At 40.5% G+C, this 26,163-nt stretch carries 25 protein-coding genes, 1 pseudogene and 1 riboswitch; of the genes and pseudogenes, 4 read left to right on the top strand and 22 right to left on the bottom strand.

Going from position 1 to position 26,163, the window contains the following annotated elements; all coding sequences use genetic code 11:
• Nucleotides 1-14: 14 nt before the first annotated feature.
• The 18 genes and pseudogenes from I2F76_RS03115 to nox form a co-directional block, all read right to left on the bottom strand.
• Nucleotides 15-1,358: an MATE family efflux transporter gene (locus I2F76_RS03115; RefSeq protein WP_195487215.1), complete on the bottom strand. Its 1,344-nt coding sequence runs from the start codon at nucleotides 1,356-1,358 to the stop codon at nucleotides 15-17.
• Nucleotides 1,359-1,471: 113 nt separating this feature from the next.
• Complete coding sequence (locus I2F76_RS03110; protein ID WP_070589011.1) at nucleotides 1,472-2,731, bottom strand: nucleobase:cation symporter-2 family protein; 1,260 nt, start codon at nucleotides 2,729-2,731, stop codon at nucleotides 1,472-1,474.
• A complete protein-coding gene (locus I2F76_RS03105) occupies nucleotides 2,731-3,312 on the bottom strand; it encodes a xanthine phosphoribosyltransferase (RefSeq protein WP_049522975.1) in 582 nt (193 codons plus the stop codon). The genes I2F76_RS03110 and I2F76_RS03105 overlap by 1 nt, the downstream gene beginning before the upstream one ends.
• Before the next feature lie 90 nt (nucleotides 3,313-3,402).
• Nucleotides 3,403-3,498, bottom strand: a riboswitch (purine riboswitch).
• Nucleotides 3,488-4,471: a GMP reductase gene (gene guaC, locus I2F76_RS03100; RefSeq protein WP_195487214.1), complete on the bottom strand. Its 984-nt coding sequence runs from the start codon at nucleotides 4,469-4,471 to the stop codon at nucleotides 3,488-3,490. (Overlaps the previous riboswitch by 11 nt.)
• A 182-nt stretch (nucleotides 4,472-4,653) precedes the next feature.
• Nucleotides 4,654-5,379, bottom strand: a complete 726-nt coding sequence (locus I2F76_RS03095; RefSeq protein ID WP_195487213.1) for an alpha/beta fold hydrolase — start codon at nucleotides 5,377-5,379, stop codon at nucleotides 4,654-4,656.
• Between the two features lie 32 nt (nucleotides 5,380-5,411).
• A complete protein-coding gene (locus tag I2F76_RS03090) occupies nucleotides 5,412-6,326 on the bottom strand; it encodes a hypothetical protein (RefSeq protein ID WP_195487212.1) in 915 nt (304 codons plus the stop codon).
• Nucleotides 6,327-6,414: 88 nt separating this feature from the next.
• Nucleotides 6,415-7,293: an NAD glycohydrolase toxin immunity factor gene (gene ifs, locus I2F76_RS03085; protein ID WP_195487211.1), complete on the bottom strand. Its 879-nt coding sequence runs from the start codon at nucleotides 7,291-7,293 to the stop codon at nucleotides 6,415-6,417.
• 204 nt (nucleotides 7,294-7,497) lie between these two features.
• Nucleotides 7,498-8,373 (bottom strand): DUF4299 family protein, encoded by an 876-nt coding sequence (locus I2F76_RS03080; protein ID WP_195487210.1) that lies wholly within the window; start codon nucleotides 8,371-8,373, stop codon nucleotides 7,498-7,500.
• Between the two features lie 45 nt (nucleotides 8,374-8,418).
• Nucleotides 8,419-8,619, bottom strand: a complete 201-nt coding sequence (locus tag I2F76_RS03075) for a hypothetical protein (RefSeq protein ID WP_195487209.1) — start codon at nucleotides 8,617-8,619, stop codon at nucleotides 8,419-8,421.
• 24 nt (nucleotides 8,620-8,643) lie between these two features.
• The gene (locus tag I2F76_RS03070) at nucleotides 8,644-9,111 is read right to left on the bottom strand and encodes a hypothetical protein (RefSeq protein WP_195487208.1); all 468 of its coding nucleotides are present in this window, start codon (nucleotides 9,109-9,111) and stop codon (nucleotides 8,644-8,646) included.
• 48 nt (nucleotides 9,112-9,159) lie between these two features.
• A pseudogene (locus tag I2F76_RS03065) lies at nucleotides 9,160-9,897 on the bottom strand (PoNe immunity protein domain-containing protein).
• A 502-nt stretch (nucleotides 9,898-10,399) separates the two neighbouring features.
• The gene (locus I2F76_RS03060; RefSeq protein WP_009731003.1) at nucleotides 10,400-10,597 is read right to left on the bottom strand and encodes a Sec-independent protein translocase subunit TatA/TatB; all 198 of its coding nucleotides are present in this window, start codon (nucleotides 10,595-10,597) and stop codon (nucleotides 10,400-10,402) included.
• Nucleotides 10,597-11,316, bottom strand: a complete 720-nt coding sequence (gene tatC / locus I2F76_RS03055) for a twin-arginine translocase subunit TatC (protein WP_195487207.1) — start codon at nucleotides 11,314-11,316, stop codon at nucleotides 10,597-10,599. Before tatC ends, I2F76_RS03060 begins: the two co-directional genes overlap by 1 nt.
• Nucleotides 11,303-12,988, bottom strand: coding sequence for an FTR1 family iron permease (locus I2F76_RS03050; protein WP_195487206.1), 1,686 nt, complete (start codon nucleotides 12,986-12,988; stop codon nucleotides 11,303-11,305). The genes tatC and I2F76_RS03050 overlap by 14 nt, the downstream gene beginning before the upstream one ends.
• Nucleotides 12,966-14,171 (bottom strand): iron uptake transporter deferrochelatase/peroxidase subunit, encoded by a 1,206-nt coding sequence (efeB, locus tag I2F76_RS03045; RefSeq protein WP_195487205.1) that lies wholly within the window; start codon nucleotides 14,169-14,171, stop codon nucleotides 12,966-12,968. Before efeB ends, I2F76_RS03050 begins: the two co-directional genes overlap by 23 nt.
• A 5-nt stretch (nucleotides 14,172-14,176) precedes the next feature.
• Nucleotides 14,177-15,049 carry an iron uptake system protein EfeO gene (efeO, locus tag I2F76_RS03040; protein WP_195487204.1) on the bottom strand — a complete coding sequence of 291 codons (873 nt, stop codon included), beginning with the start codon at nucleotides 15,047-15,049 and terminating at the stop codon, nucleotides 14,177-14,179.
• Between the two features lie 110 nt (nucleotides 15,050-15,159).
• On the bottom strand, nucleotides 15,160-16,707 hold the full coding sequence (locus tag I2F76_RS03035; RefSeq protein ID WP_195487203.1) for a ClC family H(+)/Cl(-) exchange transporter: 1,548 nt from the start codon (nucleotides 16,705-16,707) through the stop codon (nucleotides 15,160-15,162).
• A 358-nt stretch (nucleotides 16,708-17,065) separates the two neighbouring features.
• Entirely contained in the window at nucleotides 17,066-18,442 is a 1,377-nt protein-coding gene (gene nox / locus I2F76_RS03030) for a H2O-forming NADH oxidase (protein ID WP_195487202.1), read from the bottom strand.
• Between the two features lie 224 nt (nucleotides 18,443-18,666).
• Here nox and I2F76_RS03025 point away from each other — a divergent pair, with 224 nt between their 5' ends.
• Genes I2F76_RS03025 through I2F76_RS03015 form a run of 3 tightly spaced genes read left to right on the top strand, consistent with a single transcriptional unit; the run spans nucleotide 18,667 to nucleotide 21,483 of the window.
• Nucleotides 18,667-19,590, top strand: a complete 924-nt coding sequence (locus tag I2F76_RS03025) for an FAD:protein FMN transferase (protein ID WP_301362322.1) — start codon at nucleotides 18,667-18,669, stop codon at nucleotides 19,588-19,590.
• 24 nt (nucleotides 19,591-19,614) lie between these two features.
• On the top strand, nucleotides 19,615-20,220 hold the full coding sequence (locus I2F76_RS03020) for an NADPH-dependent FMN reductase (RefSeq protein ID WP_195487201.1): 606 nt from the start codon (nucleotides 19,615-19,617) through the stop codon (nucleotides 20,218-20,220).
• Nucleotides 20,221-20,238: 18 nt separating this feature from the next.
• Nucleotides 20,239-21,483, top strand: a complete 1,245-nt coding sequence (locus tag I2F76_RS03015; RefSeq protein WP_195487200.1) for an NAD(P)H-dependent oxidoreductase — start codon at nucleotides 20,239-20,241, stop codon at nucleotides 21,481-21,483.
• A gap of 30 nt (nucleotides 21,484-21,513) precedes the next feature.
• On the opposite strand, the gene I2F76_RS03010 is transcribed toward I2F76_RS03015, so the two are convergent.
• The 3 genes from I2F76_RS03010 to brnQ all read right to left on the bottom strand — a co-directional run bounded on the left by I2F76_RS03010 (nucleotide 21,514) and on the right by brnQ (nucleotide 24,292).
• Nucleotides 21,514-22,086, bottom strand: coding sequence for a TlpA family protein disulfide reductase (locus I2F76_RS03010; RefSeq protein ID WP_207185532.1), 573 nt, complete (start codon nucleotides 22,084-22,086; stop codon nucleotides 21,514-21,516).
• A 22-nt stretch (nucleotides 22,087-22,108) separates the two neighbouring features.
• On the bottom strand, nucleotides 22,109-22,816 hold the full coding sequence (gene ccdA2 / locus I2F76_RS03005; RefSeq protein ID WP_195487199.1) for a thiol-disulfide oxidoreductase-associated membrane protein CcdA2: 708 nt from the start codon (nucleotides 22,814-22,816) through the stop codon (nucleotides 22,109-22,111).
• A gap of 156 nt (nucleotides 22,817-22,972) precedes the next feature.
• The gene (gene brnQ / locus I2F76_RS03000) at nucleotides 22,973-24,292 is read right to left on the bottom strand and encodes a branched-chain amino acid transport system II carrier protein (RefSeq protein WP_195487198.1); all 1,320 of its coding nucleotides are present in this window, start codon (nucleotides 24,290-24,292) and stop codon (nucleotides 22,973-22,975) included.
• A 194-nt stretch (nucleotides 24,293-24,486) separates the two neighbouring features.
• Here brnQ and I2F76_RS02995 point away from each other — a divergent pair, with 194 nt between their 5' ends.
• Nucleotides 24,487-25,506: a YdcF family protein gene (locus I2F76_RS02995; RefSeq protein WP_195487197.1), complete on the top strand. Its 1,020-nt coding sequence runs from the start codon at nucleotides 24,487-24,489 to the stop codon at nucleotides 25,504-25,506.
• A 50-nt stretch (nucleotides 25,507-25,556) separates the two neighbouring features.
• Here I2F76_RS02995 and I2F76_RS02990 read toward each other — a convergent pair whose 3' ends face one another.
• Complete coding sequence (locus I2F76_RS02990; RefSeq protein WP_061455550.1) at nucleotides 25,557-26,111, bottom strand: GNAT family N-acetyltransferase; 555 nt, start codon at nucleotides 26,109-26,111, stop codon at nucleotides 25,557-25,559.
• Nucleotides 26,112-26,163 lie beyond the last annotated feature (52 nt).

The raw sequence follows: 26,163 nt of genomic DNA, 5'->3' as shown, positions 1-26,163 counted from the left end.
TCCCAGACTTCATTTTAGTTTGCCTGCTTTTTTTCGATCTGCCAGAGCCGAAGCTGGTAACAAATTCCACTCACGACAAGGCTAGAAATAAGGCCGATCCAATAGGCGTATGGACCCAAGTTAGTCACATGATCAAGGAAAATCCCTAGTGGGATAGAAATGCACCAATAACTAAAGACTCCTAATAAGAATGGAACGGTTGTATCTTTATACCCTCGCAAAATCCCTTGTAGGGGTGCTGCAAAAGTATCAGCCACTTGGAAAAAGAGACTATAGGTCATGAAAATAGCTGTTTGTTGCACAAAAATTGGATCCTTGCCATACAGCCCTGCTAGTTGGAAGCGGAATGTATAGAGAAAGACGAGAGTGACAATGGCAAATCCAAAGGCTGTCAGTCGTCCCAAACGGCAATATTGTTTGACCACTTCTGGTCTTCCTGCTCCCAGTTCGTAAGATACGATAATCGCCATGGTACTAGAGATACTAACCGGGAAAGCATACATCAGGGTAGAAAAATTCATGGCTGATTGGTGGCTCGCAATGGTCAGTGATGGGAATTTTGCCATTAACAAACCAACCAGCGAGAAGATGATGACTTCTGCAAAAACAATTCCACCGATTGGAAGCCCAAGTCGTAATACTTCTTTCATCCCTTTAAAATCATAAGGCTGTGGCTTCCACAACTGGAAAGGTGCTACCTTGGGATGCTTGCACAAGATCAAAACCGCAATAACCAGCAAGACCCAGTAGGCCAGAGAGGTTCCAAGACCTGCTCCTGCTCCTCCCATCTCAGGAAAACCAAATGCTCCATAGATCAGGATATAGTTAAAACAAGCATTCAAAGGCAAGAGCAAGAGCATCAAGTACATGGATAGACGCGTCATGCCCAAGGTATCGAGGAAGGTCCGCACGATACTAAAGAGCAACAAAGGTAAGATTCCTAGAGAAAGGAAATATAAATAGCGAATGGCTATTTGGGCAACAACATTTTCTAAACCGATCTGCTTGAGAATCATGGGCGCAATCCCCCAAACAAACCCTATTAAAAGAATAGCCATACCAAATGACAGATAGAGGAATTGGTAAAAATCGCCAGCAATCCGTTCTTTATTTCCCTTGCCTAAATGATGCCCAACAATCGGCGTCAGCGCGGAGACAATCCCTGTTAGGAAAGTAAAAAATGGATTCCACAGACTGGTAGCTGTAGAAACACCAGCCAAATCAAGGGTCCGGTACTGACCAGTCATGGCTGTATCGACAAAGCTGGCTGAATAATTAGCTAATTGGTAGATTAAAATCGGCAAAAATAGACTCAAAAACAAGCGCAAGCGCTCTTTAAAGTGATAGGTTACATACATGATTCTAACTCTCTTCTCATCAAACTAGATTTTCTCCTCTTCCACTCTACTATATGTTTCTTTAAAAGTCAAAAAAACCGAAGATCCAAGGACCTCCGGTAAATTTGAGATAATTATTTGTTGCGGTTTAAAATAGCGTTTAGAACGATCGCCAAGACACTGGCAACGACAATTCCGTTAGCAAAGAACATTTGGAATCCTGTTGGAAGGCCATTGAAGAGGGTGCTGTTGTTCAAACCAACCCCTGCAGCAATCGATACAGCAGCGATCAAGAAATTGTGCTCATTGTGTTCAAAATCAACACGCGCAAGAATCTGCATCCCTTGAATCGATACAAAACCAAACATCACTAGCATCGCTCCCCCAAGAACTGGACTTGGAATGATTTGTGCCAGAGCTCCAAACTTAGGAAGGAGACCAAGAAGAACAAGGAAACCAGCCGCATAGTAGATTGGAAGACGAGTCTTGATACCAGACAATTTCACCAACCCAACGTTTTGTGAGAATCCGGTGTAAGGGAAGGTGTTGAAGATACCACCGAGGAGAACGGCCAACCCTTCAGCGCGATACCCATTGCGAAGGCGCGTGCTATTAATTGGATCTTTAGTAATATCAGAAAGAGCAAGATAGACACCTGTTGATTCCACCATAGAAACTGTCGCGATGATACACATCATGACGATTGAGGTGATTTCAAACTTAGGAGCTCCAAAGAAGAAGGGCGTTGGAACGTGAACGACTGGTGCTTGAGCCACAGGTGTGAAGTCTACCAAGCCCATAGAAGCCGCAATGGCAGTCCCTGCGATCAAACCAATCAAGATTGAAATGGATTTAATAAACCCAGTCGTATAGATATTAACAACTAAAATGATGAGAATAGTCACCACAGCCAAAATCAAGCTTTGAACGGTTGGTTTTGGCGCATTATTTCCCATATTTCCAATCGCTACTGGAATCAAAGTCAAACCAATGGTGGTAATAACGGATCCCGTTACAATTGATGGGAAGAGATTGGCAATCTTAGAGAAGAAACCAGATACAAGGATGACATAAATCCCTGAGACAATCAAGGCACCAAACATGGCCCCACTTCCATGACTAGCCCCGATCATGCTGAGAGGTGCTACAGACTGGAAGGCAACCCCCAGGACTACCGGAAGACCGATCCCAAAGTATTTATTGAGCTGCACTTGAAGGAAAGTTGCGACCCCACACATGAAGATATCTGTAGAGATGAGATAGGTCAGTTGATGAGCGTTATAACCCAAAGCTCCCGCGATCATGATCGGTACCAAAATAGATCCCGAATACATGGCCAAAAGGTGTTGCAAGCCTAAAATGGCTGCCTGTGAATGGCTTTCTTGTTTTTGCATTAGATGTCTGCCTCCTTAAATACAACCTGACCATTTTCAAAACGGTCCAAACGTGCGAGGGATACAACTGGATATCCCAACTCTTCTAACAATCCCCGTCCATCTTGGAAGGATTTTTCAATCACGATCCCAATCGCTTCGACTTGAGCCCCGGCTTGTTCGATGATTTGAATCAAGCCTTTGGCTGCTTGGCCATTTGCAAGGAAATCGTCAATGATCAAAATCTTATCTGATGGATCCAAGAATTTACCCGCAATCGAAACGGTGCTGGTCACTTGCTTGGTAAAGGAATAAACCTCAGCCGTCAAAATGCCTTCATTCATCGTGATGTTTTTCGCCTTCTTAGCAAAGATCATGGGAACATCCAAGGCTTCAGCTACATAAAGGGCTGGCGCAATTCCAGACGCTTCAATGGTTACGACTTTCGTCACGCCAGCATCTTTGAACCGGTCCGCAAAGGTCTGACCAATTTCTTTCATCAATTTGAAATCCACTTGGTGGGTCAAAAAGGAATCCACCTTGAGGATATTCTCACCCAAAACATTGCCATCTTTTAAGATGCGCTCTTCAAGTAATTTCATACTTCCTCCTACTTTTTTAAAAATCCTCTACTTCATTCACAAAATACAAAAAGGCCTGCTAAGCAAGCCTTGAAATCTCTCTAGAAAGAGAAATAATCCCGACTTACTTATTGTTAGGTGTTCCGGCACCTTGTAGAAACATCACGCCTATTCGTGAAATAAATAAGTAATTCAATTAGTGTGCATCGCCATTCCAGATAGAATTCTTAACGATCACATAGTCAACATGTTTCAAATCTGCTAATTTTCGGCCTCCTGCATAAGAGATCGAACTTTGCAAATCTTGTTCCATTTCTGTCAAGGTATCTTGCAAATGACCCTTGGCAGGCAATAAAATCTTCTTACCTTCGACGTTCTTATATGCACCTTTTTGGTACTCTGAAGCAGATCCATAGTACTCTTTGAAAGACTCTCCATCAATCTCTACTGTTTTACCAGGACTTTCAATATGTCCTGCAAAGAGAGAACCGATCATGACCATAGATGCCCCGAAACGAATCGATTTCGCAATATCGCCATGGGTCCGAATCCCACCGTCCGCAATGATTGGCTTACGCGCTGCTTTTGAGCACCAGCGAAGGGCAGCCAATTGCCAACCACCTGTACCAAATCCAGTCTTAACTTTGGTGATACAAACCTTACCAGGGCCGATTCCGACCTTAGTCGCATCAGCTCCCGCATTTTCCAATTCACGAACAGCCTCAGGTGTTCCAACATTACCAGCAATGACAAAGGTATCTGGCAATTCCTTCTTGATGTGTTGAATCATCCGAATGACACTATCCGCATGACCATGTGCGATATCAATGGTGATGTACTCAGGCGCATCTTCCTTTAATTGACTCACAAAGTCGTATTCGTATTCCTTAACACCAACCGAAATCGAAGCGATCAAACCTTGATCATGCATGCGTTTGACAAAAGGAATCCGTCCCGCTTCATCAAAACGGTGCATGATGTAGAAGTAACCACCACGTGCCAACTGCTCTGCTACATTCTCATCCAAGATCGTCTGCATATTGGCAGGAACAACTGGAAGCTTGAAGGTATGGTTTCCAAATTGGACGGTTGTGTCTGCTTCTGACCGGCTATTGATGATACATTTGTTGGGAATCAACTGGATATCTTCATAGTCGAAAATAGGAAATTCATTTAACATAAATTGAAAAATCTCTTTTCTAAAAACTGACCTACCTATGCGCAAGCGCATCGCTACGTCTCTTGACGTTTCCTTGATAGATTATACCAAAGATACGGACCTAATGCAACGGGAATGATTTTATAGGAAATAACGTTCGGAAATTACAAGATAAAAACCTGTTTCAAAAAAGAAAACAGGTTTTATTTATGAACATTTTGGAGCCAATTGTTGACTTCTCTAGCTACAATTTCTGGCGCCTCTGTATACAGTTCGTGCCCCAAACCTTCTAGCAATACTTGCTTGATCTGGGGATCTAGTTGCTTCAGAGCTTCTTTTCTCCATTCAGGCTCTTCTTGGTATCGAGGTCCAATAAAGAGAACAGGCAGGTCTGCCAGTGGAATCTGGTAAGTCTTGATCTGACGCCGTAGACGCAATAAAGCCATGACCTTTTCGAGATCCAGATTTAATTCATATTGTTCACTCACTGGATTCCAACGATAGCTAGCCTCTACCGCTTTTCGCGCTATAGGAGTAGGATCTGCTCCATCACCAAGTTCGGATAACACAGCTTCTTCTAAAGTTGCAAAGACTTGCTGCTGCATGAAGGACGATGTGCCGTCTAGCTCTTCCTCCAAAGGCAGGATCTTTTCCATATCCAGATAGCCACCATCCAGGAGAATCAGAGCCTGAATCTGAGGAAACTCAGCAGCCAGATAACGAGCCAAATCTCCACCCAAGGAATGCCCCAATAAACAGATCTCTTCTGCCTGGCCAATCTGACCTTGAAACCAAGCATGAAGATCTTTTTCTGTCCGAATCATTTCCCTATAGGGATCTAGAAAAGTTACGGGAAAGCCTAGTTTTTCAATAAACGGAGCCAGATGGTAGCTATTGCTACCTAGGCCACCGATAAAATAAAACTGCATGTGTTTTGTCCTCACTATTTAAATTCTGAAAACTATAAGTGATCGCGATGTTTTTCATACCACTCTCTGTATTCTTTATACGTATTGATCGGAGTTTGCTCATTTGTCTTTGGATCTGTTGCAATAACATCTAATTTATCCTGACCAACTGGCGCAAACCAATGGCGCATATCTTGGAAAATAGCTTCCGGATCATTGTAGTCTCCTTGTCTAACTACAATAAAGGCTAATCCTCCATTCCTCTTAAAATATTCAGGATATTCTTTAATAAAATTTAGCTGAACGTCTTTTCTTACTTTAAAATTCTTTCTGTAAGATAAATCATAATAGCTTATAAAACCGTACTCATTAGCTATATCAGCTAGATTGGTATAAGAAAATGAAAAAGGGCGCCATTTATATTCTGTCTTATCTTCAGGAAGTGCCCGTGTGATCTTCTCACTTTCTAAATCTAAAGCAACTTCTTTTTTATCTTTATCGTTCTCCTTATTTACCAAAGAAAGAACCATATAATCTCTACCATTATCCGAATATCCTCCTCTTGCCTGAAAGTCCAGTTTGTATCTCTGATCATAGGTTTGTAAAAGCTCGACCACGTTAATCGTTTTCGGTGGATTCTTCAAATGATTAAGATCATAGACATCAAATGATAATCCAACCGGTTGATTAGATCCGCTACCAATAAACTTATCTGTAGTTGCAACATAATAATTGGATAAAACAAAAGATCCATTAGCTCCACTCGTCTCATAATAAACATAGCGATTCTGAGATCCAAAAGTTTCGATTCTTTCTACCTTTGTTTTAACAATCTGTACTTCATGGTCTTCCTTCCACTGAACATATTTAGGCCAGACATAGGAATAAGCAGAGTAGGCAAAGAGAGCTAACAAAATCAAACTCACAATCACCTTAGTCCGAAAGCTGAGGGCCTTTAGGTATTTCATTCGATTAACATTCTCCTATCTATTTCTAGTTTTTAATCAATTCTCTAGTTTTTTACACAAACTATTTCTATTAAACGAGGGGTTGGTATTACTCCGGCAATTCTATCTTCAAACTCATATCCGTCGGTTGTAACACTTTCTGAACCGCCGCAAGAAAGGCCAATCCATTATCAGATGGGGAATACTGGAATGTGATATGGATGATTTTTTTATCAAACTTATCACCATATCGCTCCACATACTGCTTGCTTTCGAGGAAGTAGATGTAGTTGTTGAGTTTTTCTTGAAGCTTCAAGAGATGCTCCTCTTCTAATGACTCTATCCATTTGTTTTCATCAATCAACAACAACTCTAGATGATCATCTGAAACACCCATCGCATCGATACTCGTAACGTCTAGTACAATTGGCCATACCTCTGCAACTGATTTAATTTTTCTTCTATTCTTATTTTCCTCTTTCTTTTGATCATTAACAATATATTCTACTTTGTCTTTATCACAGCTTTTGAAAAGCTCCATAGAATCGATTAAATTGCAAATATTACGGTAATAATCAACCTTTTTCTCATTAGGAAGATTATAAATGCTTTCAAGAACGATAGGTACTATGTTCTCCACATCAATGATAAAAGGTAAAGCATCATATTCTTCTAATAAATCTTCTTGGTATTTGATAAATGATACAACTTGATACAAATGTATAATATCCTGTCTAGAAGCTAACTCCTTTAAAATATTAAAAGTTCGATCTGGAATATCAAAATCTCCCTCTACATAAATTGGATAAAGGCTATATTCTATCAAAATATGGGTATCCGTAATATCTTGATAATATGAATCTCGATGGCCAATTCTATACTCGGGATCAATACCTAAGAAAGCATCTATTTCTCTGTGATTTTCAATTGCTTTTTTATACCGCATAATATCCCACTCGGTATCTGTTTTTAGTTCATATGTCTTCATTTATTTACTCCATTGATTTATTCTACCTATTCTAGGTATTACTCGGTCTATTATGGAATGTTGGTATTAAAACTTTGTCTTATTATAGCATAAAATAAATATAGAAAAATAAAATGGAGAACTTAAGGAAAAAGAAAACCACCTAAAAAACTATCAGATGGTAAATTTTTCAAACATGAACAGACTAATCAGTTTTTTAGAATGTTAGTTTTGTGATAACTTCTGCAACATCTCAGGTGAAATCGGGTCTACGAGAACATATTTGGCATCCAGCATATAAATTCCTTCCGTTAACGACTCTAAAAATTCCCGATAAGGAACTTCAGCGAGTTTTTTACCATCAGCTGTCATGATGAATAATCGTGCTACTGCAACCTTACTTCCTCGATACTGTTGCAAATATTGAGGTTCCAACTCAGGGTATGCTGGTAGAACTGTCCGCGCTTCACTATTTAGATAATTGATAGGGATAATGATATCCTCACCATTTTGCTCTACTTTAAAAACTTGCTGCTCAGAGTAATAAGCATTTAACTGTTGGGTAAAGCGCAAGCGCTGGTCATAACTATTTAGGAGTTGATCATCCGGCACATGGATAATCTGCCCTAGATAGAGTTCATTGATGTAAATAGGACGTTTTACACCCATAATTTCCACGATAGGATGATCTTTTACTTCTTTAGTCAATTCCGAAAGAGCTGATAAGAAAATATCCGTGAAATGAAAATCAAGAATGGAATCTTTATCATACTCCACGCCATCATGTTCACACACACTGACTTCTAAGATAAGGAGCAAGGTTTTCAAGAACATCAAGGCCCCAGTCCAGTCAGAAGCTGTCGCCAAATCTGGAACAGATACCTGATAGGCTTGACCATCAAAAGCAAGACGGAAACCTAAACTAGACTTCCCTTTGACTCCAAACTGAACAGAATGGAAATCCGAAATAAGAGAGTCTGCAGATGGCTTTAATCCTGCATCCTTAGCTGAAACACTGTAACATTCAAATGGTTCTGCTTGAAGAACCTCCCCAATTCTTAGTGATTGGTTACTTTTGATTTTAAACAAAATTGAGTTCATATTTTCTTCTTTCTATCTTAATAATTTAGATACAAGTTCCTTGATTTATTTTTTAATCATACCTTCTATCCCTTTGAAAAGAATTTCTGAAACAGCCTCTGGATAGCCTTCATAACCATTCTGTTCTGAAAGGGCGTCGATGATATTTCTAATTTGGCCATCCAATATAATGGTTACAGCAGGAACAAGTTCATCTGAACCTTCTTTTTTGAACATCTCTTGCATAATTGATACTTTGTTACTCATATTTGCTCTCCAATCTTAAAAAAATTAATTTTCACCATATACATCGGTGCCACATTCCAACCAGAATTTTTCTGCTTCCGGAATCTTATCCCAAAACGACTTATACCGACCTTTCCATGGTTCCGAAACATATTCTTCAAATGATACGTATTCTGCGTACTGCGAGTATAGTTCCAACTCATCCATATCAATAAACAAGGAAGGTTTAAAATCATAAACCGCGTTCAATCTATCTTCCTGATACGATTTAGCAAATGCTTCTCCTAGCTCATTTCGATCGCATTTGTATGCTTCCATATCTTCTAAGAAATATGGCAATGTTTCATGGGTCAGTTTCGAAGAACGTTTTCGCTCATCATATAGAGTATCAAATGAATAGCGTGCTACCTCATAATCAATATACCAGAATTCCAAATCCGAAACATACCAAGTATATTTATTTTCATATTTAAAAAGAACAACAATATTTTCACCGTACTTAGGTTCTATCATAATTTATTTCCTATCTTTTTTAATTTAATGAGTCATACATCATGAGACTTATTCTTCCGTCTCACCTTCCGCAACCAAATCATATGGAAAATACGGAAGCCCTTTTAATCTCTTATAATCCAATCCCTTCAATTTGCAAAGAGCACCTGATTCAAAGGACCAGTAACCATAATAATTATCAATATTCTCTTTATGCAAGTCATACCACCCAGTATCCCGATGTCCCGGATACCATTTCTTAGTTATATATTCTTTGAGTAGCTTGATTGCTTGATCAGAATTCTCTTCTTCAATGATTTTTCGAGTAAAGCCTTAGGGTCTTGGGAAATTATAGTTTATCCGAATTGTCCACTCTGGATGACGTGATTGAATCAAGTAATCAATCAAATAATCCTCTGGATCATCTTTTTTGACCAAATCAACCAATTTATCAAAAGTCGCTTCATCAATCTCTAAAAGTATCCCAATAGAAAGCGCCCAAACCATTTGAAGATAGCCCGAATTGCTCTGCCAAACGGGTACAAGGCTATCGACATATTTAAGGTACTCTTCTTTGAATCTCTCAATAGAATATCCTGCAGTGTAGGTGGATATCATTTTCTTTTCTTGATAAATAGAAATATCTTCTTTAGTCAGTCTAATAACTTCTTCAATTGGACGTTTATAAGGATTAATTCCTTGGTTAAGTTGGTCTAACTCTTGTAACCATTCCTTAATCATCATTTCATTAAATGTAATGAGTTCATTAATTTTTTCTTCTATAAAAATAGAATCTCTTTTCATCATTTATATCCTTTTGGTATATGGAACTTTTTTTCGTGTTGTGTGACCAAAAAAATTTTAAAAATATCTTCTGTATTAATTACTACTGGATAATTTATTTTACAGCCCTTTGTATGCTTTCTCCAAATAGCCCTACACAACTAAACCGTAATTCTATTCCCTACTATCATACCGAAATACAGTTTGAAGATCAAGTTCGTCACTAGCTAGGGGAATTAGATGCACAAAAAGAGCCCACAGGGTCTCTATCTGAATAAACAGGATACAAAAAAATCCACTCACTTGTTGTGAAATGGATTGTTTCTTCATTAACGGTTCAACAAGAAATTGAACAATTTTTCGACAATTTTTACGACCAACCAGCATAAGAATCCGATATAGGTAAAATAGAAAATGAGTGACAAAATCGTAATAATCATGGTTTCCTCCTTCATCGATTGCAAGTCCTTGTCTTATTATACCTTTTTATGCAATCGAACTCAATAGAATTTTGAAAATTGTCAGATTATTCTTTTTCTTTCTTATCTTCTTTTGCGTCTTGATCAGCTTCTTCACTGCCTTTATTGACAGCTGTCTTAAATTCAGCAAACATTTTGCCGATAGACTGGCCCAGCTCAGGCAGGCGTTTTGGTCCAAAAATCAAGAGGGCACCCAGGATGATGATGATTAAACCTGGTGCTCCAATATCACGTAAAATTCCCATTAGTTTCTCCTTTTTCTCGAATAGATGACTTTACTGATGGCGACACTGACTTCAAATAAGAGGATCAAAGGGAGTGTCATGGCCAAGTCACTGATAAAGTCTGCAGGGGTTAGCACGACGGCTAAGACCAGCAGAACAAAGTAAGCGTAACGTCGGTAGGTTATTAAAAACTGTGGTGTCAAAAGTCCAATCGAGGTCAGAAAAGCGACCAAAACTGGTAACTCGAACAAGACCCCTAAAGGCAAGGTAGTATGCCATAAGAAGGTTAAATAATTTTGTGCTGTTAATTGGGTATCAAACAGCCCTTCTCCCAAGCGCATCAGGACCTCTAAAATAGCTGGGCTGAGAAAGAAATAACCAAATGCAAGCCCCAGCACAAAGCAAATAAAGCTAGCTGGGATGTAAGCAAAGACTGCACGCGCCTCCTTCTCCTTCAGAGCCGGCCTTACAAATTGCCAAATCTGGTAGACAATAAAGGGCAGGGTCAGGCTAAAGGCTGTAATATTTGCCAGCGATACATAGATCCAGAGGATATCATTTGGCCCTAGTACCAGCAGTTTTTGATGGAGGCTAGCTGTTAAGGTTTGGTAGAGTTCTCCTCCAAATACAAAGGCTACGATGAAGACGATAATATAACACAAGACCACTGCAATTAATCGTTTTCGAAATTCGACCAAGTGCTCGACAATGGTCATTTTATCTGCTCTACTCTTTGCCATGTTGTCTCACCGTGATAAGGGCGATCAGGGCCACAAAGAGTAGTTGAGGAAGAAGAACTTCCCAGCTTGGATAGATCCCTACCCAATCGATGGTTGGAAGTCCATTGACCAAATGACTCGGTAGGATATTGGTCAACTGTAGGGCGTGGATGCTGACACCAAGCATCTTGAAGGCCAAGGCGTAAATCAACCACGTCAGAATGAAAAAGATTCGATGAGGTTGGATGGCTTGACTGGCCTTGGTCATCGCCACTGCAATAAGGATGAGAACGGCTATGGCAAGCCCGATTCCTAATAAGAAATTCACGGTTGTAATTCGTGGAATGATTCCAACATAGAAGAGAATGGTCTCAGCCCCTTCACGAAAGACTGCTAAGAAACTGAGGGCAAACATAGAAACAAAACTTCCTGTAGCCGTTACCGTCTTCATCTGACGGTCCATAAAGGCATTCCACTGTTTGACAGAGGACTTGCTGTGGAGCCAAATCCCAATGAGGATCATCATGACTACAGCGAAAATCCCAACGCCCCCTTCTATGATTTCCCGGTTAGAGCCCGAAGTAACAGCAGGAAAAGCGACTTGCAAAACAAGAGCGATCGCTGCGCTGGCAAGAACCCCCGCAGCAGCCCCACCGTAGACCCATTTGAGGCCTTTCCTCATCTTAGCAGCCTTAAGGGTCGTTACAAGGGCCATGACAATCAGAAGCGCTTCTACTCCTTCACGCAGAAGAATCAACATAGCATCAAAAGCGTTGTAAGAAGCTGTCGTATCGATCGCAGAAAGGTCCCTGATCAAGGCTTGTAATTTCTCTTGATAGGTCTTTTCTTTCCCCTTAACCATAATGACCGGGGATTCACTCTCTACGCGCGTGTAGAGGCTTGGATTGGTCGTGCTGACATCCCCCTCAATAGTTGGCCAGATGGTGATGAACTGCTTCATAGTTGCTGCAGCAGATTTATCGTCGCCAGATTGGAATTGGCTTTGCGCCTTCTCCAAAAGCTTGATCCCATCTTTCAGTGTCAAATCCGTACTAGCACTGCTAATCGCTTCTCCTTTTACAAAGGCATCAATCCCATTTTTGAGGTCATCATAGGAGGACTGGATGCTGGTGAAGTCAGTAGGCTCTGTTTCAATGCTACTACGTAGGAGAGAAATGGCCGTCTCGATTTTGCCATAGTAGGCTGTGCTATGATCCCTTACTACTGCTTCGTTTCGTGTCCAGGTATTATTGAGATCAGCATAGGTTTGACGAGTTTTATCCAGATCCTTAGCTGTAATGGCATCTTGTAGATTCTTAAAGTAAGGAGCGAGCCGACTCACGAGTTTGTCTTTTTCCGCCTCTAAATCGACCGGATTTTGCTCTTTTTCAAAAGCTAGCAAGGCTGATGAGATCTTGGTGAGATCCTCTTTGGTTACCTCCCCTTTTATAGCTAGAGCTTGGCTAACTTTTTTTCCTGCCTTGGAATCATGGTGATCTTTGGATTCAAAATTATCCTGAATCTCAGCGATCAATAACTTGGCCTTATCCTGGTTCTTATTTTCTACAGCGGTTGTTGCATCTGTGATCTTGATAAAGAGATCGCTATAAGATTCCGCAGCCACTGGATGAATCCAGAACAAGGTAAGAATGCCTAACAAGATCAAAAGTTTATTCAAAGAGTGCTTGACCAAGATAGCCTCCTTTCTCTACGCCTGCAAAGCAAGCAAAGAGTCCACTTCCGATATGGGTGATGTACTCGTTCATTTTATCCTCTGCACCTAGATTGGTTTGGATTTTAACAAAACTGTTTGGATCTTTTTGAAAGGCGATAAAAATCAAGCCTGCATCAAATTGCCCAGTCTGTTCATTGATGCCATCCGAATAGGAATAAGAACGCCGTAAAATCGGACGATCCACTTCTTTGGCCAAACGGACATGTGAATCTACTGGTAGTTTAGATAAATCTACTTCATCAAATTCGTTGGTTTTCCCAAAGGGAGCGCCTGACTCCTTGTAGCGACCAAAGGTGTTTTCTTGCTCCTGCAAATTGGTCCGGTCCCAAGTTTCCAAGTGCATTTGGACTAGGCGAAGAGCCATATAGGAACCACCCTTCATCCAGTCCTTACTGTCAGTCCAGACGACCTTATCAAAGTCCTTCTCCGTCGTGACATTTGCTGTTCCATCCTTGAAACCAAAGAGGTTACGCGGCGTTTCTTTTCTGTCACCAATCGCCGCAAAACCGGACTTGCTCCACTTCATGGTGATGGTATTGCGACCTTTGCGGATGAGATTTCGCACCGCATGAAAGGCTACTTGCTCATCGTCTGCACAGGCCTGAATGACGATATCACCACCTGTGTATTTGTCCTGCAACTGCTCCTTTGGAAATGGAGGCAAATCACGAAAGAGCTTGGGACGTTTGGACTCCAAACCTAATTTCTTGAGAAAGCTAGCAGAGACACCAAACGTCAGACTCAAGCGATAGGGGTTGAGTCCTACTGTTTCACCTGTATCCGTTGGCGGCAAGAGGGCATTGGCGCCATCTTTTTTAACCAACTGTCCTTCGACTAATTTACTACTATAGTCAGTCCAGTCTTTAAAAAGCTGGATGACTTCTTTTTTGTCCGTCGTGTGAAGATCCAGCACCACCAAGTAGCAAGCCTTCTGCATGGCCGTCGTAATCCCGGCTTGATGCTTGCCATAAAAGGAGATATCTTCATCCCCATCATAAGCTTTTTTACTGGAACTGTCTTGATTAGCGAAAAAAGCAGATGCACCAGAGAGGCCCAGCGCTAGACCAGCCCCTCCAATACCTGCTTTTTTAAGAAATTCACGACGGTCCATTTTTTTATCTAAAAATTTTTCGTCAGCCATTTTTCTTATTTCCCATCTAAAATCACACCCATTTGAGACAAAGGTTCACCAAGTTTGGTCACCGCTTCAGCCAATTCCTTGGTATCTTCCTTGGTCAAATCTGTGTAAGACTTGTAATTTGTTTCATCAGTCATGTGTTTGTCCAATAAATCATTGACATTTTTGAATTCTGCTTCCAAGGTTTTAACCAACTTGGCATCTTTTTTCTCAATCAAAGGTTTAAAGAGAGAGAAAATCTTTTCAGCTCCTTCAATATTGGCACGGAAGTCGTACAGATCTGTATGAGAGAAGACTTCTTCTTCACCCGTGATCTTTTGCGTTGCCACTTCATTGAGCAGATCAACAGCCCCAGTTAGCATCACATCAGGAGTCACATCAACGGTTGCGATCTTAGCTTTCAACTCCTTGATATCGTTCACCAGTTGGTCTGCATATTTGTCAGTGCCATCTGTGGTATTGTTTTCCCAAAGGATGCGCTCAATCCGGTGGAAACCAGACCAGCCTTCTTCTGATTTATTTTCATCCACATAGTCCACCAAACGGTAGTCAATCTTCACATCAGACTCCCCAAAGGTTTCAGCAATCGGTTCTGAGCGTTCATAGGCCATGCGGATCAAGGGATATTGTTTTTTAGCTTCTTCCAAATTCCCAGCTTTTAGGGTATCTCGGAAACCTTCTGTATCCTTGAGCAATTGATCAATTTGCATTTCGACAAAGTCTTTGTATTCAGCTGTCGCATTGTCCAAGGTCTTCTGGTCAGCCTTTGACAACTTCACTGTCGAGGTGGTTTGCGTCTTTTGACTGGACTGTTTGCTACTAGAATTCGCACACCCTGCTAAAAGAGCAACACTCAATAAGAGTAGACTATATTTTTTCATGAAAGACTTCTCCTCTTTTGTTCTTGGACTTATTTTACCAGAAGTTTTCTCATTTTTCAACAATTGTCTGAAAATTTAATAATAGAAAAACTTTTTAGAGAATCGGTCTTTTACAAAAGAATATCCTTGACCCGTCCGATTTCGGATTCTTTCACCACCACAAAGATGCTATCCCCTAGATACAAGCGGGTTGCACCATTGACCGTATAGCTCTTACCGCTTCGCATTTGCGTAGTAATCAAAATATCTTGGGGGAGTTCGAGTTCATGAACTTGTTTTCCTGCAATCTTTTCGGATACAGGAATCTCAATTAAGGTCAGTTCTCCTTCTTCTTCTTGCGCCTTATCTGGCAAGAGTTGCTCCAGCATGGCTTCATAGACTGGCGCACCATGGAAGAGATCCATAATCATATAAGCAACCAAGGTGACCATCCCTAGTGGCATTAAACTTCGAATATCGCCTACCATCTCTGTCACTAAGATCATCGCTGTTAAAGGAGCTTTCGAAATGGCCCCAAAATACCCACTCATTCCTAAAATAATGAAGAGAGGAAGCTGATTTTGAGAGATAAAGCCAATGTTTTGAAGGAAAGTTCCAACGATGGCCCCTAACAGCGATCCTAATGCTAGTATAGGCAGGAAGATTCCGCCAGGTAGACCACTACCATAGCTCAACATACTCCAGATAAAACGGATCGTAAAATAGAGAAGGATGGTCAGCACTGGATACGGTACTCGAGCTAAATCCAAAACCAATTGGTTCCCGCCACCAAGAATTTGTGGAAGGAAATAGCCGATTGGAAGAATCGAGACAAAGGCAAATAAGGAAGAGTAATGAGAGGGAACATGAAAAATCTTCTCAAGTAAACGATACAATCGACCGATATTCAGCACCACTACTTCATAGACATAACCTGCTGCCCCTAAAAAGATTCCAAGAAAAAGGTAAATCCAGTACTGAGACAAATGGAGTGGCGGAATATTTTGCGGCATATGAAGTACGGGTGTTTGACCAAAGACATTGAGTGAAATAAAATTAGCCGTCAGACTAGCGGCCAAGGTCGAAATCCAAAAGAATCGAGAAAAATGATGGTAGACCTCCTCAACCACAAATAAAAGTCCTGCTATAGGTGCATTAAAGGCGGCTGCAAGACCTGCAGCCGCTCCACTTGCAATCAAAGACCGCTCCTCAACTGGGCTGACCTTCAAATGATGGGCCACTCCTTTTCCACCCATAGCCCCTAATTGAATACTAGGACCTTCACGACCAAGCATCAAGCCACTTCCGATGGCCAAGACACCTAAAATATACTTCTTCCACAAGGTATCCCACCAGCTCACCGCCAAAAGACCCTTGAGCTCTGCTTCGACTTGCGGAATTCCCGATCCCTTGATATCCCGATTGGTGCTTATGAGACGACCAGCAATCAGTACGATCACCCCATACCCCAACAGCATCGCCAGCAAATAAAGTGGTTGACCAGACATCTCCTTGTAGACGCCTTGAACAAAATGAAAAATATGTTCGATCAAAAAACGAAAACTCGAGACGACACAGCCCACAACGATCCCAACCAGAACACCTCTGACAATATGGGCTACAATCGAACTAGAGGCAAAATGAAATTCCTTTTTTAAGGCTTCTTCTTTAGCAGACATTCCCTAACTCCTTCAAACTCTTATCCTATTCATTATACCTTATTTCACTGCCTCTGAATACATGAAAAATCAGAAAAAAACAAAACCACCCTTGATAGTTTTGTTTAGAATGTAGACAAACCATTTTATCAAGTAAAATAAGTTAAGAAATTCTACAAAGAAATATAAGTACATTCTATTTATGGAACGAATAAAGAAAAGTCGAAACTTTCCGCTGTGAGAAAAGAGCCTGAAACAATACAGTTTCAGGCTCTCGGAATTATTGAGACCTTAGGCTCAATAATTAGTCATAGAACTTCTACGAAGTTCGCTGACGTCCGTACTCACCTAAGGAAAGTTTTAATATAAACTTTAGCTATTATTCAGCAGTTAAAGCTGCCATTGTGATGTAGTTGTAAGGTTTGTTGAAGTGTGGCAAGAAGAACAAGTCTGTCAAGGCTAACTTATCAATCGTCACGTGTTCTTGAATCGCAAGTGAGAACATGTGGATGGCCATAGAGATGGAAATATCACGGGATACCATTTGAGCACCAAGAATTTTACGAGTGTCTTTATCATACACAATCTTAATAGCAACTTCATGGTTATCATGTTTAATAAATTCAGGTTTTTGAAGGTCGTTAAAACCAGTTTCTCCAGCATTGAAGCCAGCAGCTTTTGCTTTTTCAAGTGTCAAACCAGTTGAAACCATGTGAAGGCCGTAGATAGAGATACCGTTAGAACCTTGAACACCGATTCCTTCCAATTCATGACCGGTCGCATTGTAGGCACCAACAATACCTGAACGAACCGCATTAGATGCAAGTGCGATGTAGCTCATTTCACCACGTGCATTGTCATAGATAGTCGCACAGTCACCAACTGCATAGACACCTGGAAGTGACGTTTCTTGTTTCTTATCGACAAGGAAGGCACCGTTGCGGAAGAGTTCAATCTTACCATCTGCAAGAGCTGTATTTGGACGGAAACCAACAGCCAAGATGACCATGTCTACATCGAAGGTTTCTTTATCAGTTACAAGACGTTCTACCTTACCATCTCCTTCAACTGCTTGAACAGTTTGTCCAAGAGCCAAACGGATGTTGTGGTCTTCCAAGTTTTTCGCCATGATGTCTGTAAAGTCTTTGTCATAGTAGCCGTTTAAGACAGTGTCTACGATATCCACCAAGACAACGTCTTTACCAAGACGTTCGAAGGCTTCAGCAAGTTCTACACCGATGTAACCACCACCAACTACGGCAATACGGTTCAAGTGTTTGCTGTTGTCTTTCAATTTTTCGATCACTTCTTCAGCATTTTGATACAATTTAACGAATTGTAGATTTTCAAGAGTCGCTTTAAATTCACGGTTTCCTGAAACAAGTTCCACACCTTTAATTGGAGGAATGATTGGTGTTGAACCAGTCGCAAAGATCAATTTATCATATGTTTCTTTGTGTTCTTTACCATCTACTTCTGCTGTTACGACTTTTTTATCATAATCAATCGAAAGTACAGGTGAATTCATATAAACACGAGCACCTTTTGCTTCCAATTTTTCTTTATCTGAGTAGAAGAGACCTTCAGGACCATCGATTTGCTCACCGATCCAAAGTGCCATACCACATCCTAGGAAAGAAATGTTTGAGTTTTGGTCAAAAACTACAATTTGGTTTTCATTTCCAAAATTATCTAGCATTGTGTTGATACAAGCTGTTCCGGCATGGTTTGCCCCTACAACAACGATTTTACTCATAGAATAAATCCTACCTTTAATTTAATTTACCCCTTGAGTATATCATAAACTTGGCATCGTTTACAATGGATTTGCTCAGTATTTGTGATTTTTTTTTCAATTTTTTGAAATCAAATTTTCACATTCTTCAACAAATGTCAAATAATTTGCTTGAAAAGGATTGTGAAAACGGTCTCTTTCTGATATACTATAAGTAAGTGAAAATTGGAAAGGATAGATTTTTAGTGAACCTAAGCAGTCGATCCGAACGTCTGATGGGAACCACCATCACCGTTTCGATCTTTCACCCGCAAGCGGATGAAATTTTAGCACAATGCTTTGAACTTCTCCGTACCTATGAACATCGCTTTAGTGCAAATGATACTAGTTCCGAACTAATGGTGGTCAATCATCAGGCTGGTATTAGACCTGTTCAGGTCCATCCAGAACTTTTTGAACTGATTACATTAGGAACGATACATAGCCAAGCGAAAGATAGCCATATGAACATCGCGATCGGTCCTCTTGTACAGACCTGGCGGATAGGATTTTCTGACGCCAGACGGCCTGAATCAGAAGAAATCGAGCAAGCTCTCTTAACAATTGATCCCGAACAGATCCAACTAGACCAAGAAAGCCAAACAGTTTTTCTAAAGCGTCCTGGAATGAAGATCGATTTAGGTGCTTTAGCAAAAGGCTATAGTGCTGATTTGATTGCTACTTTTCTAAGAGAGAAAGGTATCTGTGATGCTTTGATTGATTTAGGTGGCAATATCCTTACACTAGGTCAACACCCTATTAAACAACAGCCTTGGCGGATTGGTATTCAAAATCCTGTTGAATCGAGAGGTCAGCATCTACTGGTTCTATCGATTGAAAACAAGTCTGTGGTTACCTCAGGGATCTATGAGCGCCATTTAGAAGTCGATGGTCAGTCATTTCACCATATTTTTGATAGTCAGACAGGCTATCCAGTCGAGACAGATTTGGCTAGTATCACTATTATTTCCGATCGATCTGTAGACGGAGAAATCTGGACCACACGGCTGTTTGGGGAAGCACCAGCTTCCATTTTAGACATTGTTAACTCACTGCCTGGTATCGATGCTCTTTTGGTATCGCAATCAGGCAAGATTGCCTATACCAATGGGCTTCAAACTTATTTATAATTTCGCTATCAGAAAGGATCTTCCATGACTAAACTTATTGCGATCGTTGGAACAAACTCAAAACGTTCTACAAACCGTAAACTACTTCAATATATGCAAAAACATTTTGCTGATAAAGCTGAGATTGAATTAGTTGAAATCAAAGATATTCCTGTCTTTAATAAACCAGCTGACAAACAAGTTCCTGAAGCTGTTTTGGAAATTGTTGCCAAAATCGAAGAGGCTGATGGAGTGATTATTGGTACTCCAGAATATGACCACTCTATTCCAGCAGTCTTGATGAGTGCTCTAGCATGGCTTTCTTACGGAGTCTTTCCATTGTTAAACAAACCGGTTATGATCACTGGTGCATCATATGGTACTTTAGGATCATCACGCGCCCAACTACAACTTCGTCAAATCTTAAATGCTCCAGAAATTAAAGCAAACGTCCTTCCTGACGAATTCTTACTTTCACATTCTTTGCAAGCATTTGACAACTATGGAGATTTGGTAGATTTGGACATCATTCAGAAATTAGATGCCATCTTTGATGATTTCCGTCTGTTTGTAAGGATTACAGACAAACTGCGTAATGCTCATGAATTACTTCGCAAAGATGCTGAAGAATTTAACTGGGAAAACTTGTAAGATAGGAGACTGAAAAGAATGAAATTTGTTGGACTTGTAGGATCAAACTATGATCAATCTTATAACCGTAAACTCTTGGAATTCATTCAACGCAAATTTAAACTCAAATTTGAATTGGAAGTTCTAGAAATCGACGAAGTTCCAATGTTTAACCAAGATGAAAAATGGGACGAAAGTTTCCAATTGCGTCTCTTATACAATAAAATTAATCGTGCAGACGGGGTTATTATTGCAACTCCTGAGCATAACCATACGATTTCTGCAGCGCTCAAGTCTGTCCTTGAATGGCTCTCTTTCGAGGTACATCCATTTGAAAACAAACCAGTCATGATTGTCGGTGCTTCTTACTATGACCAGGGGACTTCACGTGCTCAGGTTCACCTTCGTAAGATCTTAGATGCTCCAGGTGTGAATGCCTATACTCTTCCAGGCAATGAATTCCTCCTTGGAAAAGCGAAAGAAGCTTTTGATGCACAAGGTAATATCATTAACGAAGGAACAGTTAAATTCCTTGAAACTTGCTTGGATAATTTTATTAAATACGTTGAGGTTGTGTCCAAATTGAAAAAACCAAAACCAATTGAACCAGAAGACTTGGATTGTAATCATCCAATTTCTACTACTGTCACTGAGGTTGATCCTGATGATCCAGATTGGGTTGAAAAAGTTGCAGAAATCACAGGAGCTGTGTCTGGTGATACCTATGTGAAACTTGACCACGGTATCCTAACTGTTGACCAAATTGATATGTTCTTGAAAGCTATGCCTTTTGAGTTAACCTACGCAGATGATAACAACCAATTCCTTTACTATAACAATGCCCATCAAGATCCAGATAGTATGTTTGCAAAACGCATTCCACCTCAATCAGGTAGCCGGATGTCAACTGTCCACGGATCACTTCCGCCAGCACGTATGAAAAACGTTGAATGGGTTATTGGTACTCTTCGCAATGGAAACCAAGAATATGTTCGGACCATTGTTCCAGGTTCACCTGAAGGGGTCATCAATACGCACAACTACCAAGCTATGTATTACGAAGATGGTTCATACGCTGGTATCAATGAGATTGTCTTCAACTTCAAACCATGGTTAGACTGGTACCTGCAAACAACAGGTCAACGCCTTGTAGGTGGTAGCGGACCATTTGCTCCTGCTGGTGGTCATGGTGATGCAGATGCAACTTCTGGTGCTTCTGATGCTGGAGGACATGGTGACGGAGGCCACGGAGATGCTGATGCCACTTCTGGTGCAAGCAACTAATAAAAAAATGAAGCTTCGTGCTTCATTTTTTTATTTTAACTCCTTGATAATCTTCTTAGCATCTTCGTTTGAAATAGCCCCTAATTGTACATGTCCAATTTTTCCGTGGCTATCTATAAAGACTTCTGTAGGAATAGAGCGAACTTGATAATCTGCAAATGAAGAACCGTCTGGATTGTACAAGACAGGTACTGACTTGTAATCTTGTTGATCAAACCATTTGACGAATTCTTCCTCTGTTTTTTCACCTTGGAGTCCTGGTGCCATAATGGTCAGAATTTCAAAGTCCCGGTCCTTTTCTTCAACTAATTTATTGAGTTCAGGCATGCTTTGGCGACAAGGACCACACCAAGTCGCCCAGAATTTCAAATATACCTTCTTCCCTCTGTAGTCTGAAAGTTTAACCGTGTTCCCCTTCATATCCTTTAGCTCAAAGTCACTCGCTTCTTTTCCTACTAAGGGATGTTTACTAGCGGTTGTGTTGGTCATTGATTGATTATCCATGGATTGTTTGTTCATGCCGCTTTCGGACTGATTCATAGAGCAAGCAGTCAGGATAGATAGAGAAAGAAGCGAAAAACAAGCGTATTTAATAACTTTCATAATGAGTAAACCTCCATTTGATTTATGAAAAGATAGCAGACAAGCTATTCAATTGTCCCAAGAGTAACAAAATCCCCATAATGATGATGATCAAGCCACCAATCTTCTTCAGTAATAAGAGATGGGGTTTTAGACGATTAAAGTATGGGAGAACAATCCCAGACGCTAAGGCCAAAAGTAAAAATGGAATAGCCATCCCTAATGTATAGATAAAGAGATAGAGAGCACCCATGACGGCATCTTGACCATTGGATGCTGCTAATGCAAGAACCGATCCTAATACAGGGCCAATGCAAGGCGTCCAACCAAAACTAAAGCCAAGACCAAGAAGAAAGGCTGAAAACAACTCATTCTTCTGTTTGTTGGCTCCAAAATCTACTGATTTTTGCTTCTCAAGGAAATGAAAATGAAAGACTTCCATCTGATGAAGACCAAGGATAATGATCAGCGCTCCCATAACGTAGCGGAACCAGTTGGTATACATAACCTGCCCCAATAAGCCAGCTCCGAAACCTATGATAAGGAAAATAACAGAAATACCTGCGATAAAACACAAGGTCTTAACGATGCCATGCCAGCGTATCTTTTTCCCAAAAATCTGAACGGATTTTTCCTGATCACTTCCTAGCAAAACGCCAATGTAGACCGGGAGCAAAGGAAAGACACAGGGAGAGAAAAAGGAGAGAATCCCTGCCAGAAAGACAGTGAAGGAGAAAACGATTTGATTCATAAAATGCTCCGTATATTGATATGTTAGAAATAGTATAACATGCCATTCCTTAAATTAAAAATTTTTGCTACGGTTTGTATTTAAAGAAACTATTTAGGTACTAGTTTCAAAATAAAAAAACTCTAAAGCGGGGAACTTTAGAGTTTCTAGTAAATCTTATTCTTCTTCTGCACTTTGTTTATTGGGCAAGAACAGAGCAAGGACAATACCAACGACTGCTGGTAGTAACCATGGGAGGGATTGGGCAGCAAACGGCAAGTGCTTAATGATGTTTGCTAGACCTGCAAGTTTAAAGGTACTTGCCAGAACGTCTCCAAACGCAACCAAGCTAACTAAGAAAATAGTCAATTGCATCCCTGGTTTTGATAGTTGAGTAAATTTATTTACAATCACAATCAACACAATAGTAATCGTGATTGGATAGAGGATCATCAAGACAGGCAATGAATAGGCAATAATGGCACTCAAACCAAGATTGGCAATGGAGAATCCAATCAAGGTAAAAAGAGTTGCATAGACCTTGTAAGAGATTTTAGGGAAGGTGTTATGGAAGAATTCCCCAGTTGACACGATCAAACCGGCTGTTGTTGTGAAACAAGTCACCGTCACCATACCTGCGAGGAAGATTTGAGCAGCTGGACCGAAGATAGCCTTGGTCGCTTCTGAAAGGACATAGACACCTTTATTGGCATCAGATGCCATCACTTTTGCTGGAATTGGGAAATGATTTCCAAGGTAACCCAAGCCAATGTATAAAATACTAAAGCCAATGGCTACGACGATCCCAACGATCCAGATGGTTTTAATGTACTCTTTCTTGCTGGTAAAACCAAGTTGATTGAGGGTGGTTACCGCAATCACACTAAAGGCCACTGAAGCAAGGGCATCCAAGGTATTATAGCCTTCAAGGAAACCTTGACCAAAGGCAGATGCTTGGTAGGCTGCTGTTGCCACTTGTGGCGCGTGTCCACTGTACTTGAGAGCACCTAGGACAACCAGTACAACGATCAAGATAGCAAAGACAGGTGTTAAAATCCGACCAATACTATCTAAGATTTTAGAAGGATACAAGGCAATCAAATAGGCCAAACAGAAATAAATCAAGGTAAAAATGAAGAGACCAAGTCCTCCATTGGCATTTCCTAACAAGGGGGCGATTCCAACCTCGTAGGAAACAGTAGCCGTTCTTGGAATGGCAAAGAAGGGGCCAATAGAGAGGTACAAGGCTACCAGATAAACGATAGCAAACCAAGGGGCGATTTTACGTGAAATCTCGTGAATATAGCCTTTAGGATTGAGCGTCCCAATGATCAAGGTAATAATCGCAATTCCTACTCCTGATAAGACAAATCCAGCAATAGCTGGCCAAAAATGGCTACCCGACTGGGCACCTAGCGCAGGTGGAAAGATCAAATTCCCTGCACCGAAGAAAATACCAAATAACAGCAAACCTGTTAAGGAACCTTTTCGTAACATATGTTCTCCTTTTTATGTTGAATCTTTTCTAGTATAACAGCTTTCTGTCACCACGGCAATTCATTTTTTCTGAATCTATTGATTTTCTCAATTGGCAGCTAAGGCTTTTAACAACATTGAACGATTGTGTAGTTCATAAGCACCTTTTAGCCAATTGTGTTACAATTAAACTACTACTACATCTAGGAGTCATCATGTTTCTAAATATATTCTGGTTGGTTCCAGCTACCATTTTATTATTTTTCTTTATGAACGACCGCAGACGACTGATCAATGCTTACCTCTTTTCAGTAAGCTTAGGCCTTTTCCTCCTGATTTCTGCCCTTCTACTAGTTGTTCGTACGGAGCTCTGGTTTAACCAAAAGGTTGCCATCATTATCTTTTCAGTACTTGCTATTCTTGTTTTACTCAGTATTATTTTCTCAACTGTTTTTCTTCTTTTTAACGGTCGTCAAATGATATCTTTTGAAGGCAAAAGGTTGGCTAACCTCCTCTCACTCCTATATGGGATCTTTATTATAGGCGCCTTAGCACTTCACTTCCTTCCTTATTTCCCAGGGAAAGATCTCTTGATTTATCCAACAGACTTTGCCCTCTTTTACTCGACTTTTCTTTATCTTTCTTATGTTTTATACGGGACATTTTGCAATTACTTCCCCGTTCGTAAAGAGCCCGATGCTATCATCGTCCTCGGCTCCGGTCTAATTGGGGATAAAGTACCACCACTTTTGGCCCAGCGTCTAACTAAAGCAAAGACTATCTATGAGCAGTTTGAGGGACGACCAAAACTGATTGTTTCTGGTGGTCAAGGTGCTGATGAGTTAACCTCAGAGGCGGAAGCTATGGCAAACTACCTGATGGAACAGGGTGTACCACAGGAAGACATTTTGATTGAGAATCGTTCTCGAACGACTTTTGAGAATTTGACATTTAGTAAGGCTATTCTTGAAGATCAGGGACTAGGAAAGAGTGTCCTTGTGGTGACCAATTCCTTTCACGCTCTTCGGGCTGGTGTCTTTATGAGACGATTAAAAATCCCTGGACGCAGTGTCGGTTCAAAAACAGCTTTTTATTATCTCCCATCGGCTTGGATCCGAGAAACGGTTGGGCTAGTTTCTCTCTATTGGAAATGGCATGTTGCTTTCTTAGCTTTTCTGTTTCTGCCTTGGTTCTTTTCACAAATCATGAGTATCGTGAACTATTTCTTTAATTAGTAACCAAAAAGTTCTCTGCAAATTAGCTGAGAACTTTTTTTATATCATGTCTAATGATCACTAAAGCGTCTGTATTCAATACGGAAATCAAAGTAATTCTCTGCTTGCAGTTTATGGAAGATGTCCCGATAAGCCTCCTCATCAAATTGATCGCCTCGATAAAGAATCTCAAAACTCAGATCATCGTATTCTAAAAAAGCATTAGCAGTTTTAAATCCATTTCGCTTATAGAAATCCATCCGAGACTGACGCTGCTCTATATTGTCGCATTCTTCATCTAAACGTTCCACTTCAAGAATCATGGTCCTTTGGTAAAATTCCACCAATTTTTCAATGATTTCTTGACCATATCCGTGGCTTCTTAAATGTGGCATAATGGCAAAGAAACTGACATAAAAAGCTTTCTGATTATAGATTGAAAAAGCAAATCCGACAAATTCTTCCTCGTTATAAAAAGCAAAGAAATTGGCATCGTCATTGTCCGTATAGCGTAAAAATTCTGACAAAGGAACACGCTCTTCTTCTGGAAATGCTTCGATATTCAGCCTTTCGACTTTATCCAGATCTGGGAACGTTTCAGTGATTAATTGGCTCGTTAAGCTCATATGGCCTCCTTTTCTGACACGATTATATCAAAAAATGTAAGGGGATTCAACT

The organism is Streptococcus parasanguinis (genome assembly GCF_015557775.1).
In the GTDB taxonomy this organism is placed as follows: Bacteria; Bacillota; Bacilli; order Lactobacillales; family Streptococcaceae; genus Streptococcus; species Streptococcus parasanguinis_AA.
Note: the sequence above shows the minus strand (reverse complement) of the source record. Positions and strands in the feature narration are given on the sequence as shown.